Source organism: Streptomyces sp. SM11, assembly GCF_002910905.1.
In the GTDB taxonomy this organism is placed as follows: Bacteria; Actinomycetota; Actinomycetes; order Streptomycetales; family Streptomycetaceae; genus Streptomyces.
Map to the genome: position 1 here is coordinate 15,459 of NZ_NEUE01000163.1, position 14,765 is coordinate 30,223.

The 14,765-nt window shown below is 70.1% G+C and carries 14 protein-coding genes; 6 read left to right on the forward strand and 8 right to left on the reverse strand.

The annotated features are described in order from the left end of the window. Positions 1–313: 313 nt before the first annotated feature. Complete coding sequence (locus B9S58_RS40200) at positions 314–709, reverse strand: polyprenyl synthetase family protein (protein ID WP_374935677.1); 396 nt, start codon at positions 707–709, stop codon at positions 314–316. A gap of 187 nt (positions 710–896) precedes the next feature. Here B9S58_RS40200 and B9S58_RS14610 point away from each other — a divergent pair, with 187 nt between their 5' ends. Then, positions 897–1,109 (forward strand): hypothetical protein, encoded by a 213-nt coding sequence (locus B9S58_RS14610; RefSeq protein ID WP_103532548.1) that lies wholly within the window; start codon positions 897–899, stop codon positions 1,107–1,109. Positions 1,110–1,202: 93 nt separating this feature from the next. Next, the gene (locus B9S58_RS14615) at positions 1,203–1,955 is read left to right on the forward strand and encodes an aminotransferase class IV (RefSeq protein WP_103532537.1); all 753 of its coding nucleotides are present in this window, start codon (positions 1,203–1,205) and stop codon (positions 1,953–1,955) included. A gap of 78 nt (positions 1,956–2,033) precedes the next feature. On the opposite strand, the gene B9S58_RS14620 is transcribed toward B9S58_RS14615, so the two are convergent. Continuing rightward, positions 2,034–2,777 carry an MMPL family transporter gene (locus B9S58_RS14620; RefSeq protein ID WP_258044508.1) on the reverse strand — a complete coding sequence of 248 codons (744 nt, stop codon included), beginning with the start codon at positions 2,775–2,777 and terminating at the stop codon, positions 2,034–2,036. On the opposite strand from B9S58_RS14620, the gene B9S58_RS14625 reads away from it, so the two are divergent. The 3 genes from B9S58_RS14625 to B9S58_RS37965 all read left to right on the forward strand — a co-directional run bounded on the left by B9S58_RS14625 (position 2,776) and on the right by B9S58_RS37965 (position 6,401). Next, positions 2,776–3,123, forward strand: a complete 348-nt coding sequence (locus tag B9S58_RS14625; RefSeq protein ID WP_103532538.1) for a hypothetical protein — start codon at positions 2,776–2,778, stop codon at positions 3,121–3,123. The two genes, B9S58_RS14620 and B9S58_RS14625, sit on opposite strands and share 2 nt — an antisense overlap. Positions 3,124–3,589: 466 nt before the next feature. Beyond that, the gene (locus B9S58_RS14630; RefSeq protein ID WP_103532539.1) at positions 3,590–5,989 is read left to right on the forward strand and encodes a 2OG-Fe(II) oxygenase; all 2,400 of its coding nucleotides are present in this window, start codon (positions 3,590–3,592) and stop codon (positions 5,987–5,989) included. Between the two features lie 262 nt (positions 5,990–6,251). Continuing rightward, a complete protein-coding gene (locus B9S58_RS37965; RefSeq protein ID WP_181009312.1) occupies positions 6,252–6,401 on the forward strand; it encodes a hypothetical protein in 150 nt (49 codons plus the stop codon). 292 nt (positions 6,402–6,693) lie between these two features. Here B9S58_RS37965 and B9S58_RS14640 read toward each other — a convergent pair whose 3' ends face one another. Beyond that, on the reverse strand, positions 6,694–8,247 hold the full coding sequence (locus tag B9S58_RS14640; protein WP_103532540.1) for an acyl-CoA carboxylase subunit beta: 1,554 nt from the start codon (positions 8,245–8,247) through the stop codon (positions 6,694–6,696). A 112-nt stretch (positions 8,248–8,359) separates the two neighbouring features. Beyond that, on the reverse strand, positions 8,360–9,397 hold the full coding sequence (locus tag B9S58_RS14645) for an acyltransferase domain-containing protein (RefSeq protein WP_103532541.1): 1,038 nt from the start codon (positions 9,395–9,397) through the stop codon (positions 8,360–8,362). A gap of 246 nt (positions 9,398–9,643) precedes the next feature. Between B9S58_RS14645 and B9S58_RS14650 the strand changes: the two genes are divergently transcribed. Beyond that, positions 9,644–10,684 carry a ketoacyl-ACP synthase III family protein gene (locus B9S58_RS14650; RefSeq protein WP_103532542.1) on the forward strand — a complete coding sequence of 347 codons (1,041 nt, stop codon included), beginning with the start codon at positions 9,644–9,646 and terminating at the stop codon, positions 10,682–10,684. A gap of 86 nt (positions 10,685–10,770) precedes the next feature. Here B9S58_RS14650 and B9S58_RS14655 read toward each other — a convergent pair whose 3' ends face one another. The 4 genes from B9S58_RS14655 to B9S58_RS14670 form a co-directional block, all read right to left on the reverse strand. After that, positions 10,771–11,757, reverse strand: coding sequence for an aldo/keto reductase (locus tag B9S58_RS14655; RefSeq protein ID WP_103532543.1), 987 nt, complete (start codon positions 11,755–11,757; stop codon positions 10,771–10,773). Positions 11,758–11,947: 190 nt separating this feature from the next. Next, the gene (locus tag B9S58_RS14660; protein WP_103532544.1) at positions 11,948–12,721 is read right to left on the reverse strand and encodes a cyclase family protein; all 774 of its coding nucleotides are present in this window, start codon (positions 12,719–12,721) and stop codon (positions 11,948–11,950) included. Beyond that, positions 12,718–13,989 carry an FAD-dependent monooxygenase gene (locus tag B9S58_RS14665; RefSeq protein WP_103532545.1) on the reverse strand — a complete coding sequence of 424 codons (1,272 nt, stop codon included), beginning with the start codon at positions 13,987–13,989 and terminating at the stop codon, positions 12,718–12,720. The genes B9S58_RS14660 and B9S58_RS14665 overlap by 4 nt, the downstream gene beginning before the upstream one ends. A gap of 8 nt (positions 13,990–13,997) precedes the next feature. Beyond that, positions 13,998–14,765, reverse strand: a 768-nt coding sequence (locus B9S58_RS14670) for an SDR family oxidoreductase (RefSeq protein ID WP_219818885.1), incomplete at its 5' end; no start/stop codon positions are given.

The following is a 14,765-nucleotide window of genomic DNA, read 5'->3' on the forward strand; positions in this document are numbered from 1 at the left end:
ACGTTCCTTCGCGCAGTGGATCCCAGGAAGGAGCAGAGGCCTGACTATCGGACGTGATCGGGAATGCCATCGGCCTTTCCGCGTTCGCGCGTGATGACGATTCCTTCGCTCCGGCGGGGATTCCGTCCTCGCCGCCCGGGCCGCGGAGCGCGACGAACGCCCCCTGAGATGCTGTGGGGCGCCGCCGACAAGCTGTCGGCAGACCGTCACCGAACCGTCGCCAGGCACAAGAGAATGCCCCCCAACACTGCGTTTCCGCAGGTTGGGGGGCAGTTGGCAAGTGGAGCCAAGAGCTCGGGCGGGGCCCGAGAGCTCAGGTACGCCGATAGGCGACGCTCATGGCCATGTCCGCCAGTTCCTTCCGCCACATCGGGTCGATGGGTGCGTCGGCGATGGCCTTGCAGCCCTGCTCGACGAGGTCAGCGATGTGCTCGATGTCGTCGGGAACGCCCGTCTCCAGGAAGTGACGGCGCACCTCGTCGGACGTGCGGCCGGGCTCCGTGATCAGACCGTGGATGCGCTCGTCCCGCTGCATCGCCCAGCCCATCAGCAGCGTCATCTTGTGCTGGCTGAAATCGAGGCCGGTGGGCTTGCCCGTGTCCGCGGAGTCCCCGAAGGCGTCCAGCAGATCGTCGCGGAGCTGGAACGCCTCGCCGACCGTCTCGCCGTACGCCTCGAAAGCGGTGGCGAGATCGGTACGCCCCGCCATGCTCGCCCCCACGACCAGGGGCCGGTGAATGGTGTAGTGGCCGGACTTGGCGAGGGCTATCCACCGGGAGAGCCGGGGGTCGACCAGGGCGGAGCAGCATCGGATGCCCGGAAGGGCGTTCCTGGGAAATACGCGACTGGACTCGCTTGCGTCAGCTCGTGGAACTTGAGCGGAAGGGAGCCACCGCATGACCAAGCCCCCACGGCACAGGCTCGTACCGACGAATGTGGCCGCCCTCGCCGCAGGCGTTTCCGAAGCGACCATCCGAAAGTGGGTGAGCCGCGGGAAGATCAAGCGCTACGGCGCACCGGGCCGCTCGGAATTCGACATCGAGGAGCTTGTCGGGATCGCAGCACGACGCGAGGAACTTTCCGGGATCGCAGCACGACGCCAGAACTGAGCTGACCGCGTTCCCGCCGCCGGAGTCGCTTTTCGGGGAAACTCCCGGAAGGCGACTCCGGCCAACCGATGGGGCTCCAGGACGGACACCACGATGGACACGATCACGGCACTGGCCATGACCAACCATGGTCACTTCAGCACCATGCGAGTGGAGCACTCCCTCGTCCGCGGGCTCTCGCTCCACCTGGCGCGCTTGCAGCGCGACTGCCGCACGGTCTTCGACACCGAACTCGACGTGGATGAGGTGCGCGCCCGCCTGCGCGAGGCCGCGGCCGGCGGGCCGGATCCGATCACGGTGCGGGTGACCGTGTTCGACCCCTTGCTGGGACTTGAGCGGCCGGGAGCGGAGGCAGGCCCGCAACTCCTGGTCACCACACGTCCGGCGGCCGCCTCGGCGGCACCGCCCCTGCGGCTTCGCACCGCACGGCACCTCCGGGAGGTCCCGGCGGTCAAGCACACCGGGCTCTTCGGTGCCCTGCACGAGCGAAGCCTCGCCCAGCGCGACGGGTTCGACGACGCCCTGTTCACCGACGGTTCGTCGGCCGTGGCGGAGGGCCCGACCTGGAACATCGGCTTCTTCGACGGCACCCGCCTGGTGTGGCCGGCCGCCGATGTCCTGCCCGGTGTCACCATGGCCCTGCTCCGGCACCACCACTCAGGCCCGCAGTGCACGGAGGAGGTCGGTGTCGGGCGGCTTTCCGGTATGGCGGCCGCCTTCGCCACCAACTCCAGTTTCGGAATCCGGCCCATCGCCTCGATCGACGACGTGGAGTACGACTCCGGTCATGCCGTCCTCGATGCGCTGCGCAAGGAGTACGGGGACATCAGTCCCGAGTCTCTGTGACCCACCGGGTGCCTTGGTGACCCACCCCGGCCCCCGTGCCCCGACGCTCAGCTCCGGGGCACGGGGGCCGGTCAGCGATCAGCTGGTCGGTGTCAGCTCGCGGTCCTCACCCTTCTTCGGTGCGGGCCCCTCCTCTCGCAGGCCGAAGCGGGCGTGCACCCGCTGCAGCCGCGCGGGCGCCCACCAGGTGGCCCTCCCGCCGAGCCGCATCGCGGCCGGCAGCAGTGCGCCACGGACGAGCGTCGCGTCCATCAGGACCGCCAGCGGCAGCCCGATGCCGTACGCCTTCACCAGTGAGACGTCGGACACCACGAAGCCGCGGAAGACGATCGAGATCGCCAGGGCGGCCGCGGTGACGATCCTGCCCGTGCGCTCCAGGGCGCGGGCGACCGCCTCCGTCGGGGAGCCGGTCAACTCGTATTCCTCCCGCATGCGGGAGAGCAGGAAGACCTGATAGTCCATCGCCAGACCGAAGGCCAGGCCGAAGAGCATCACGGGAATGGTCGCCGCGATATTGCCGGTCGGGGTGAAGCCGCCCAGCAGCCCCGCCATGTGTCCGTCCTGGAACACCCACACCAGCGCCCCGAACGTCGCCGTCAGACTGAGCAGGGTAGGCACGATGGCCACCACGGGCAGCAGCACGCTTCCGGTGACCAGGAACAGCAGCACCAGCATCGCGATCACCAGCTTCGCCAGACCCACGGCAGCACGGGGACGGTACGGGTGTGGCGCATCAGCAGCTTCGGCGGCCACCGCTTCGCCCCCCACCCTGGTCGACTTCCCGGAAGGCCGCGTCTGGGGCAACCTCACCCAGGACCGCATGGACCAACTGGTCAACCGCACCGGCAGCCCCGCCGATCTGATGGACCTCTACCGCGGCTGGGCCTGTCTGCCCCACCCCGGCGAGCAGGTCCTCGAACGCGAGCTCTTCCGTACGTACGGATGGGACTGGCCCGCCCACCACCTGAGCCTCCGCCCGACCTCCGGCACCCGCTACCGCCTCACGGCCCACGACCCCCGGTCCGGCACCACCCACCACCACACCGCCGAACTCCGGCCCCTGGGCCCGCGGCCGGTCCTGATCGGCTGCGACCGCACCGCCGGCGAAGTCCAGCGCTACACCGCTTCCCTCCACCCCCGGACACCGCCGATCCGCGCCCGTCCGTAGCCGGTGCGGGTGGGCTTGGTGTGGACGACGACCTCAGCGGCGTACGGGTCCACGATCACGTAGACGGGGATGCCGTAATCGCGTCAACGCTCATCTACGGCTCCTTCCCGTGTGACGCCAGGACACGGCGGGCAGCTCGGGGCCACGGAGGATCCCCGCACGCGCTTCGCGTACGTCTTCGCATGCCTTCACCAGCGACGTCTCACAGTACGCTCCGGCCGATGCGGGGCCACTCGTCGATGCGAATACGGTTCCTGATGACGCACACTTCACCCCCGTCTCTCAGCCGATCCATGCGTACGCGGGCGCACGGACAGCCCTGGACACCTGCACTTCGCGCTCCCCGAACCTGAACGTGCCTCAGATGTCAAGACCGTTCCGTCATCCGGGTGCAGGGACGTCCCGCAGCCCTAAGATTTCCAGGACCACCGAAAGGGCACGCTGCCGACCGGAGAGACGGAACACCATGCGCCAAGGGGCACGGAAGCGACTGGCGAAGCTGCTCGACGACGCGGAGCGGGGCGGGGACTTCAGTACCCGCATCGAGATGCCCTCCCACGCCCTGCGCATCGAGATCGACGGCGTCGGCGAACTGCCCCTTCCGGTGCGCGCCCCGGTCGCCAGGAAGCTGATCACCCAGGCTCGGCAGGCCCGCTTCGGCCGCGGCGAGCAGACCCTGACCGACACCGGTGTGCGCGACACCTGGGAGATCACTCCGGACCGGATCGCCCTGGGCGGACCCGACTGGCACCGCACTCTGAGCGACGTCCTCGACGGGATACGTACCGCGCTCGGCCTGCCGCCCACCACCGTCCTGCGCGCCGAGCCGCACGCACTTCTCGTCTACGGCAAGGGGCAGTTCTTCCTGCCGCACCAGGACTCCGAGAAGGCCGACCTCATGGTGGGCACCCTCGTGGTCTCACTGCCCTCGCACCACACCGGCGGCGAACTCGTCGTCGAACACGCCGGCCGCAGCGTCACCCACCGGGCGTCCCGGGAGCGGCTGACCTTCACCGCCTTCTACGCCGACTGTCGTCACGAGGTCAGGCCCGTCACCTCCGGGTACCGCATCGCCCTCACCATGAACCTGCTCGCCGAACGCATGCGGCCGACCGACGGGACCAGCGGCGGCCCGGTGGCCGACCTGGCCCACTGCCTGACCGAGCACTTCGCCCAGCCGGCCGAGCAGCGCTACAGCTACGGCCGTCCGGATGCCACGCCACCCAACCGGCTCGTCTACCTCCTCGACCACGAGTACACCCAGCGCGGCCTGGGCTGGGACCGCCTCAAGGGTGCCGACGCCACTCGCGCCGCTCTGCTCCGCCAGGCCGCCGGACAGGCGGACTGCGAGGCGGTCCTCGCGCTGGCGGAGGTGAAGGAGACCTGGGACGCCGTACCGCCCTACGACCGCTACGACTACTACGGCGACGTCGAGCACTTCGACGACTGCGAGGACGACGAATGCGAGGGCCAGTGCCTCCTCGACCCCGACGGCGAGCCCGGAGCCGAGCGCCGCCGCAGCGGCGACTTCTCCGACTACGAGCTGAACGACCTGGTCGACGACGAGACCACCCTCGGCTGGTGGACCCGCCCCGACGGCACCGGCGGTGAGCAGATCACCCTGCCCGTCTCGTACGCCGAGGTGTGTGCCACCACCGACAACAAGGACCTCACGCCCTACCAGTCCGAGTACGAGGGCTACATGGGCAACTACGGCAACACCCTGGACCGCTGGTACCGGCGGGCCGCGGTGGTGCTCTGGCCCCGGCAGCGCTCGTTCGCGGCACGCGCGGAGGCGGGCTCCGAAGAAGCCCTGCGGGAACTCCAGGGCCACCTCGAAACCGGGGAGGTGGAGCAGGCCCGCACACTCGCCCGGTCACTCGCCCCGATCTGGAAGCACCAGGGCTCGGGCCCGGCGGCATCCGGGCTCTTCGCATCCGCACTGCCTGTCGCGGTGGGACTGGGAGAAGCGGACACCGCCACGATGCTCCTCGCTCCTTTCGGGGTGGAGACCCTGGGCGAGCGGCACGCCCCCGCTCTCGCTGCGGCGGCCGCACGGTACGGGCGGACGTGGGCGCATGAGGCCGTCGGCAGCTGGTTCGGCCCGGCCGACACATACCCCGGGGCCGACCGCGCCGCGTGGATCGAGTCCCTGCCCGGTCTCTGCGCCGCGCTGCGGACCTCCGCCGGTGACGGGGACGCGGTGGCCACACCGCTGGTCGAAGGGGCTTGGCGAACGACCGGGGAACAGCTCACCGGCCTGCTCGGAACGAGCCGGGAGCAGGAGCGCCGCGCGAGCATGGAGCGGCTCGGTACCACGCTGGCCCACATCCTGCGGGCAGCCGGCCCCGGGAGCGCCGACACGATCACCACCGCCCTGCGCGGACTGCCGGACACCGCCCTGGAATGCCTGCTCCCGGCCCTGCGCACCGCGGCCCGCCGACCGGCCGCCGTGCGCGACGGCACGCCCGCGGCCCGCGCCTTCCAGTCGCTCGCCGACCACTGCGAGACCAGGCTGACCGCAGACGCCGCCCGCCCCGTACGGGTGGCGGACGACTGGTCACTCACCCCGGCCGGAACCTGCCGGTCCCGCTGCGACCTCTGCCTCGACCTCGACGCCTTCCTCACCTCCCGCACCCGTCGGCTCATGGAGTGGCCGCTCGCCAAGGACAGGCGCCGCCACATCCACAGTCGTATCGATCTGGCGGGCCTTCCCGTGTCCCACACCACCCGGCGCCAGGGACGCCCCTACACCCTGGTGCTGGCCAAGACGAACGCGGTGTTCAGCCGGGAGCGGGCGACCCGGGCCCGCGCCGAGACCGACCTGGCATGGCTCCGGGAGAAATGGCCCCGCCCGCGTCTCTGAGGGACAGCGGACGATCCCACCGTCCGTACACACCTGCGAGAGGCTCCGTCCACACCTGGACGCGGACGCCGTCACGCCCGCCCCTGCCCGGGTGTTCCACCCTCCTGGAACACCACAGGACCGCTGTGATCACCACCCACGACGAGAACCACCTGGTACGCACGACTGAACACCACGCACGGACCGATCTCAGCGCGGTGCTCCAGCCGTGTGCGACGGGCCGGCCGCGCTGCTACCAGAAGACGCTCCGCCCCGTCACGGCGTGATCGACGAATTCTCCCGCTTCGAAGCGATCAAGGGCCGGTGCGCGGCCGACATCCTCACCGCCGTGGAACCGCACCGCGCACAGGCCCGGCGCGACCCTCGCCGTCACCGTGCCCGGCCGGACACTCAGGGCAGCCCTGCCCCCTGAAGCCTCACGTCATTGCGGACCGGCCTCAGCGAATCTGCTTGAAGTCGGTCCGCACCATCACCGACACCCCGGCGATGGAGAACTCGATCTCCATCGCCGAATCGGTGGGGCACCGCCGAGGTGTACTCATCCCCCTTCGGCTCCCGGTGGAGCACGCACTCCACGCCCAGCTGCTCCGCCGACTGCAGCCGGATCGAATCGTCCGCCTCGCAGCGCGCCTCCGTCACCGGAGACATGTACAGGCGCCCCTGGTCGAACAGCAGCTTGACCGCCCCGGCGGGTGGGGCGACTCCTACACGGGTGGGTTGCCGTGCTTGCGGGGTGGTAGGTCGGCGTGCTTTGTCCGGAGCATCGCCAGAGCGGCGATGAGTACTCCGCGGGTCTCAGCGGGCTCGATGACGTCGTCGACGAGGCCGCGCTCGGCCGCGTAGTAGGGGTGCATGAGTTCGGCCTTGTACTCCTTGACCATCCGGGTGCGCATGGCCTCGGGGTCCTCGGCTTCGGCGATCTGACGGCGGAAGATGACGTTGGCGGCGCCCTCGGCGCCCATCACCGCGATCTCGTTGGTGGGCCAGGCGTAGGTGAGGTCGGCCCCGATGGACTGGGAGTCCATGACGATGTACGCACCTCCGTAGGCCTTGCGCAGGATCAGGGAGATCCTCGGCACGGTGGCGTTGCAGTACGCGTAGAGCAGCTTCGCGCCGTGACGGATGATCCCACCGTGCTCCTGGTCGACGCCCGGAAGGAAGCCGGGGACGTCCAGCAGGGTGACGATCGGGATATTGAACGCGTCACACATCTGCACGAAGCGCGCCGCCTTCTCCGACGCTTCGATGTTCAGCACCCCGGCCAGCCACTGCGGTTGGTTGGCGACGATGCCGACGACCTCACCGTCGAGGCGGGCCAGGGCGCACAGGATGTTGCGCGCCCAGCTCTCGTGGATCTCCAAGAAGGCACCGTCGTCGACCAGTTCCTCGATCACCTCGCGCATGTCGTACGGCCGGCCGCCATCGACGGGCACCAGGTCCAGCAAGGCGACTGATCTGCGGTCTGCGGGGTCATGGCAGGGCACGGAGGGCGGATTCTGCCGGTTGTTGGAGGGCAGCAGACTCAGCAGATGGCGCACGTCGGCCAGGCAGGACTGCTCGTCCGCGTAGACGAACTGCGCCACCCCGGACAGTGCGGCGTGCACGTCGGCGCCGCCCAGACCGTTCTGGGAGATCTCCTCGCCCGTCACCGCGCGGATCACCTCAGGACCGGTGATGAACATCTGTGAGCTTCCGCGAACCATGAAGACGAAGTCGGTCAGGGCCGGGCTGTACGCCGACCCGCCGGCGCACGGCCCCAGGATCACGCTGATTTGCGGGATGACGCCCGATGCGCGGGTGTTGCGCTGGAAGATGCCACCGTAGCCTGCGAGCGCCGATACGCCCTCCTGGATACGCGCTCCTGCCCCGTCGTTGAGTGAGACGAGCGGGGCACCGGCCGCGAGGGCCATGTCCATGATCTTGTGGATCTTGGTGGCGTGAGCCTCGCCCAGCGCGCCACCGAAGATGCGGAAGTCGTGGGCGTACACGAATACCGTGCGGCCCTCCACCGTGCCCCAGCCGGTGATGACACCGTCGGTGTATGGCCTCTTGTCCTCCAGGCCGAACCCGGTCGCCCGGTGCCGCCGTAACTGCTCGACCTCGCGGAACGACCCCCGGTCCAGCAACAGGTCGATCCGCTCACGTGCCGTCAGCTTGCCCTTGGCGTGCTGCGCCCGAGTCGCCCGTTCGCTCGGGCCAAGACTCACCCGCGCACGGAGCGCGGCGAGTTCGGCCGCGCGCTGCCGCAGGCCGGTCACAGCGGGTGCCGGGCTCCCGGAGCCGGCGGACGTGCCGGACGAGGGCTTTGATCCAGCCGCATCGGGCCGAGGACCTTCGGACGACAACGGCCGGGTGACCGGCGGCAGCACGTCAGCCACGCCCAGTCAGGACGGCTTCTGCGGCCGCGAGGCAGTCACGGGTACACGCCGGGTCCGTCGGCCCTGGCGGGAGCAGCGACAGAACGCGACTGCGGTCGTTCACCACCGCAGGGTGGCGCCGGGCGACCGTACCGAGCCCGCGGCCGGGCCCGCATTCTACGAGCTGGAGGCCGGGACCGGAGAGCAGGTGATCAAGGGCGGGCCAGAAGCGTACGGGAACGGCCGGGTGGCTGGCCCAGTAGGCGGGGTCGGCGGCCTCCAGGTCGGTCATCGGGGCGGCCGTGTAGCCGGAGATCAGCGGTATCCGCGGCGGTGCGGCCGGCACGGCGGCGAACTCCTTCTCTGCCTCCGCGGCCAGCAGGGCCAGGGCAGGGCTGTGGAACGGGATGGAGGAGGGCACCACTCTGCACGTCAGGCCGAGATCCCGCAGCACCTCGGTGACCTCGCTCAACTCCGGCTCCGGCCCCGCAATGACCGTCTGGCGAGGTGCGTTCAGCGCACCCACGACCACGTCGCCGCGCAGGCATGGCGTCACCGCCTCCGGTGCCGCGGCGACGGCGACCATGCCCCCCGCGGGCCCCTCGGCGAGCCTGTTGACCCGGTCCCACATCAGCCGGGCGGCGTCGGCGGGCGTGAAAACGCCGGCGAGTACGGCGGCGGCCATCTCGCCGACGCTGTGCCCGAGGAGCAGAGCCGGGTGGACATCCCAGGAGCGCAGGGTGCACCCGAGGGCGTAGTCGACGGCGAACAGCAGCATCTGCGAGCGGGTGACGTGGTCGACCGGGACACTCGGGCGTTCCGTGAGCCAGTCGGCGCGCAGCCGCCCTCCGTCACGTCCCAGTGCCGCGAAGACCTCGTCGACGGCGGCGGTGAACACCAGCTGGTGCTCGTAGAGGCCCACGGCCATACCGGGGTGTTGTGCCCCCTGGCCCGGCAGAAGCAACGCTACGGGGAGCCGGTCGGGCCTACCGGCTGTCGCGGACTGCGCTGTTGACGGTACGTCCACGCCTCCCGGCGGTGATGACAGCATGCCCTCTCCTTCCTGCGGTACCGACTGGCGCGGTCCGTCGGCTCAGACCCTGTACGGCGGCGCTGGATTCTCGCTCGATCGTGGATGGAGACGGTGGTCACCGCTGATCGAGACGGTGGCTGTGGGACGAATCCGCCACACCACCCGCGACCGTGTGGTCTTCCACCGGGCCTTGAGCTGCTGTGGAGGACGGGGCCCGACCATCGAGGCGGCGCCCGTCGAGCGGGCCCGGAAGGGAAACGGTCCATGAGGTTCGATCACCTGTACATCGCCTCCCTCGGCAGCTGGCTGCCCTCCGCGATTCCGGTGGCGACGGCGGTCGCTCGCGGTGCGTGCTCCTCAGAAACGGCCGTTCGGAGCGGTATGGAGTCGGTGACGGTGTGCGATGACACCACCGAGGCACCGGCGGAAATGGCGGTGCGGGCCGCCGCGACGGCGCTGCGAAGGGCCGGCACGAACGGCGCGGACGTAGGGCTGCTGCTGCACAGCAGTCTCTACGATCAGGGCAACGCGCTGTGGGGCACCGCTTCGTACGTCCAGCGACGGGCGGTCCGCAGCACCTGCCCGGCCATGGAGATCCGGCAGGTATCCAACGGCGGGATGGCGGCACTCACGCTGGCGGGCTCGTACTTGGCCGCCGTACCCACTGCCACTGAGGCACTCGTGACGACGGCGGACCGGTTCTGCCCGCCGGGTTTCGACCGCTGGCGCAGCGATCCGGGCACGGTGTACGCCGACGGGGGCACGGCCATGCTGCTGTCCCGTCGGGACGGATTCGCACGGGTCCGCAGTCTGGCAATGGTGTCGGACCCCGAACTGGAGGGCATGCACCGGGTCGGTGACGCGTTCGGCACCGCGGAGGTGACGCCGCCCGGGGTTCTGGATCTGGACAGCTGCAGGCGGTCGTACGTCGACCGGGCGGGGATGTCGTTCAGCGTGGCCCGGGTGGCGAGCGGCCAGCGCGACGCGGTGAAGTGGGCGCTGGCCGGCGCGGACGTGGAGCTCGCGGACATCGCACGGTTCGTGCTGCCGCATTTCGGCCGTCGGCGGCTGGAGACCAATTGCCTGCGCCCCTTGGGCATCGGCCCGGAGCGCACCACTTGGGAGTTCAGTCGTCGGGTGGGCCACCTCGGTGCGGGGGACCAGGCCGCAAGTCTGGAGCACCTGACGCTCTCCGGCGCACTGCGTCCCGGCGACCTGTGTCTGCTGATGGGCATCGGCGCGGGGTTCACCTGGTCGTGCGCGGTGGTCGAAGTGATGCGGGCACCGGGCGGCTGGACGGCTTAGAACGTGTAGCGGGGCACACCCCCTGGGTGTGCCCCGCCCCGTTTCCTGGCTTTGGTCCTGCCCCTGGTCCGGAGGCTGACTTGCTATCAGCTCTGGTCGATTGTCTTCATGAAGTGGGCGGGATAACGAACGCCCGCCGTGGCACCGACCGGGAACAGTGCGGAGAGCCGGGCTGTCTCCTCGTCGCTCAGCCGGACGTCGGCGGCGGCCGCGTTCTGCTCCAGGTGCGACGTGCGACGCGTGCCGGGGATGGGCACCACGTCGTTGCCCTGGGCCATGACCCACGCCAGGGCGAGCTGGGTGAGGCTGATGCCCTTCTCGTTCGCCAGTTCTTCGACAGCCGCGACGAGCTGGCGGTTGTGGTCGAAGTTCTCGGCCTGGAAGCGGGGATGGTTACGTCGTTGGTCGTCCTCGGCCAGGTCTTCGGCGCTCTCGAACGCGCCAGTGAGGAAGCCGCGGCCGAGGGGACTGTAGGCAACGAAACCGGTGCCGAGCTCTCGGCAGGCCGGCAGGATCTCCTCCTCGACGTGCCGCTCCCACAGCGAGAGTTCGGTCTGCACCGCGGCGATCGGATGGACGGCACTCGCCCGACGCAGCGTGCGGGCCGAGACCTCACAGAGGCCGATGTGGCGGACCTTGCCCTCCGCGACCAGCTCGGCCAGTGCGCCGACGGTCTCCTCCACCGGCACCTTGGGATCCAGCCGGGCCAGGTAGTAGAGGTCTATGTGGTCGAGTCCCATGCGCTGGAGGGACGCCTCGCAGGCCTGGCGGACGTAATCCGGACTGCCGTCGACGAAGGGCGGGCCTGCGGCCGGCCTGCGCATACCGAACTTGGTGGCGACGACCGCTTCGTCCCGGCGGCCTTCGAGGGCCTGCGCGACGATCTTCTCGGCGGTGCCGGGGCCGTAGAAGTCGGCGGTGTCGATGAAGGTGATGCCGAGATCCAGCGCCCGTCGGATCGTGGCCACGGCCTCGGCGGTGTCAGCGGCTCCGTACGCGCCCGCCATGCCCATGCTGCCGAGGCCGAGGGCGGAGACGGCGAGGCCGGCGGAACCGAGTTTCCTGTTCTCCATGAATACCTTTCAAATGCCCGCCGGTACGGCGGAGCTGCGAGGTGCTGAGAGGAACTGGCGCGGAGAACGCGCCACGTGGCGCACGGGCCGTGACCCGCCCGAGAAGCCTAGTCGACTATCTAATTGGTGTCCGGTGATCTCCGGTGATCGGCCTGCCCGGCGCAACGTTCCACCGGACGACAGCCGACGGTCACTCCTCGGCCAGCGCCACCACACGCGACCAGCCGGCTCCGGCCCCCGTGATCTTCACCGGCAGACAGCTGACGGTGAACCCGGTGGAGCCCGGCAGGTCCTGGAGATTCGCCAGCCGCTCCAACTGGCAGTACTCCTCGCGTCGGCCCTCGAAGTGAGCCGGCCACAGCACCTGCGGATCACCCGTCTCCTGATACGTACGGATGATGTGGGGGAAGGGCGCGTCGAGGCTGAAGGCGTCGGTGCCGATCACTCGCACCCCGAGGTCGAGCAGCAGCCGGGTGGCCGGACCGTCCAGGCCGGTGAAGTCGCTGAAGTACTCCGGCGTACCGAGGTGACGGTCCGCCCCGGTGTGCAGCAGAACCACGTCGAACGGACGCGGTCTGCGCCCCACGCGGTCGAACTCCCGCTCCAGGTAAGCCGGTCCGACCGCACCGGTCGGCGCGTCCCGCAGGTCCAGGACCATGCCCGGCCGAACGAACCAGTCCAGTGGCATCTGGTCGATCGTGCGCGGGGTCCGGTCCGTCCCGGTCGGGCCGTAGTGCGAGGGGGCGTCCACATGCGTGCCCGTGTGCGTGGTGAGGGTGAGGTGGTCGTTGGTGAGGAAGCTCCCGTCGGGGAAGACGTCGGGCGAGATGTCGAGGCCAAAGTGCACCCGCATCTCGTCCGAGACGTGCTGGGCGGCCTCCTTGGCGTCCATCACCCGGTGCACCACCTCGTCGGGCTCCCAGAAGGAGGCGTCGATCGGTGAGGACAGGTCAATGATTCTCATGCTCCGGCCGCCTCCTCGCACAGCGGTTCAGGTTCCGTGAAGAGCTCCGAGCGCACCGCCACCGGCCGGGAGCCGTAGGAGATGCGGCGCAGGATCTTGCCGAACAGCGGGGTACGGGCCAGGACCCGTGCCACCACCGGCCGCACCGCCCGGCCCACGCGACCACCGCCGCCGAGCATGGCCTTGCTCTGGCGCGCCTGGAGCGCGAAGACCTGTTCGATATCCCGCCGGCGGTCCGGCACCCAGGTGGACAGCGCCTCCTTGCCGAAGTCGCCGGACCGCAGCGCGGCGGTCAGCACCGGGTGCAGCAGCACGGCGTCCTGCACCGCGAGATTGATGCCCTGCGCACCGATCGGGCTGTGCGTGTGGGCGCTGTCGCCGAGGAGCACCAGCCCGTCGGCTGCCCACTCCGTGGCGTACCCGGAGAAAACGTCCAGCAGGGTGAGGTCGCTGAGCTCCTTCACCTGCGCCAGGACCTGGTCGGCGTAGTCCGGGACGGCTTGGGCGATCCGTTTGCGCAGCGAATCGATTCCTGCCTCCGCGATCTCGCGGTAGCCGTTGTGGGGCAGGGTCCATCCGATCTGCACTGAGTCCGGATACGAGTCGTAGACAAGGACGGGATTGCCGGCCGTCCTGTGCACACGGACGTGGCGGTCGCGCCGCTTCCCCGCGGGTACACGGAACCACAGGATGTCGTGGGCGAACACGTCGAGACGCCGCTGCTCGATGCCCGCCAGGTGACGAGTTTTCGAGTAGCGGCCGTCCGCGGCGACCACCACCCGGGCGCGTACGGTGCGGTGCCGTTCACCCGTACCGCAAACGACCCCGGTGACCGCGGGACCGTCCCTGACCAGCTCCCGGACACCGCTGCCGTCGAGGTACGTGAAGGCGGGGTACCGGGCGCAGGCCTCGTACAGCTCGGTGAGCAGATGCCGCTGGGGCAGGCTCAGCAGGAAGCCGTACGGGCCGGGCAGGGTGCCGTAGTCGATGTCCATCAGGAGGCGTCCGTGCTCAACGAGCTGGAACCGGGTGTGCTCGTACGCGCCTTGGGCGCGGGCGCCCGAGAGGACGCCCAGATCATCCAGGAGGCTCATCGCGCCGGGCTGGAGAATCTCACCGCGGTACTCGCGGTCGAAGGACCGGGAGCGTTCGACGACGGTCACCCGGGCGCCGGAGCGCAGCATCAGCAGGGCGAGAGTCAGGCCGGCCGGGCCCGCGCCGACCACGCATACGTCGGTGGCCGTGTCGGTGTCGGTGGACCTGTCCATCCCGGCCCTCACGCTCGGAGACCCAGGCCGCCGTCAGCGACGACCACCTGTCCCTGTATCCATGCCGCCTCCGGCGCGCACAGCAGCGCGACCACGTCGGCGACGTCCTCGGGGCGGGTGAGCCGTCCGTTGGGCGTGCGCGACGCGAGGAGTCCCGCGATCTCCTTGTTGGAGGTGTTCTCGCCCTTGTCGAGGAGGTGGGTGGAGACGGCGTTCACGGTGATACCGAACGGGGCCAGGTCGACCGCCAGGTAGCGGACCAGGTTCTCCAGGGCGGCCTTTGCCACACCGGTGGCCAGGTAGTGCGGAATGACGCGGGCGGCGCCGTTGCCTGAGACGGCGAGGATTCGGCCGCCCGTCGGCATGAGTTCGGCGAGGTCCCCGGCGCCGTGCAGCAGCGGGTTGAGGGCCAGCTCGATCTCGCCGAAGAGCGTGTCGACCTCGGGCGCGACCGGCAGCATGGGGTGCATGGTGGCCGCGTTGTGGACCAGGATGTCGAGGCGGCCGTGCTCCGTGCGGATCAGGTCGAGCGTCTCGGACAGGAACGCCCGCGAACGGATGTCGCCGCGCACGGGTGTGCTGCTGCCCGGCAGATCGTCCATTCCTTTGACCGCCGCGGCGGCCGCGTCGTCGTCGCTCGCGTAGTTGAGGTAGACGTGACAGCCGCCTTCTCCGAGCCGGCGGGCGATCGCCCGGCCGAGTCCTCTGGAAGCGCCGGTGACGAGGGCGATCTTCCCGGCGAGGCCAAGTCCCGTCCGGCCGTCCGGGGCGGGGGC

Excerpts from the sequence above, each read along its gene's own strand:
- B9S58_RS40200 (WP_374935677.1), bottom strand. The coding sequence starts at position 709 with ATGGCGGGGCGTACCGATCTCGCCACCGCTTTCGAGGCGTACGGCGAG.
- B9S58_RS14610 (WP_103532548.1), top strand. The coding sequence starts at position 897 with ATGACCAAGCCCCCACGGCACAGGCTCGTACCGACGAATGTGGCCGCC.
- B9S58_RS14615 (WP_103532537.1), top strand. The coding sequence starts at position 1,203 with ATGGACACGATCACGGCACTGGCCATGACCAACCATGGTCACTTCAGC.
- B9S58_RS14625 (WP_103532538.1), top strand. The coding sequence starts at position 2,776 with ATGGACCAACTGGTCAACCGCACCGGCAGCCCCGCCGATCTGATGGAC.
- B9S58_RS14620 (WP_258044508.1), bottom strand. The coding sequence starts at position 2,777 with ATGCGGTCCTGGGTGAGGTTGCCCCAGACGCGGCCTTCCGGGAAGTCG.
- B9S58_RS14630 (WP_103532539.1), top strand. The coding sequence starts at position 3,590 with ATGCGCCAAGGGGCACGGAAGCGACTGGCGAAGCTGCTCGACGACGCG.
- B9S58_RS14645 (WP_103532541.1), bottom strand. The coding sequence starts at position 9,397 with ATGCTGTCATCACCGCCGGGAGGCGTGGACGTACCGTCAACAGCGCAG.
- B9S58_RS14650 (WP_103532542.1), top strand. The coding sequence starts at position 9,644 with ATGAGGTTCGATCACCTGTACATCGCCTCCCTCGGCAGCTGGCTGCCC.
- B9S58_RS14655 (WP_103532543.1), bottom strand. The coding sequence starts at position 11,757 with ATGGAGAACAGGAAACTCGGTTCCGCCGGCCTCGCCGTCTCCGCCCTC.
- B9S58_RS14660 (WP_103532544.1), bottom strand. The coding sequence starts at position 12,721 with ATGAGAATCATTGACCTGTCCTCACCGATCGACGCCTCCTTCTGGGAG.
- B9S58_RS14665 (WP_103532545.1), bottom strand. The coding sequence starts at position 13,989 with ATGGACAGGTCCACCGACACCGACACGGCCACCGACGTATGCGTGGTC.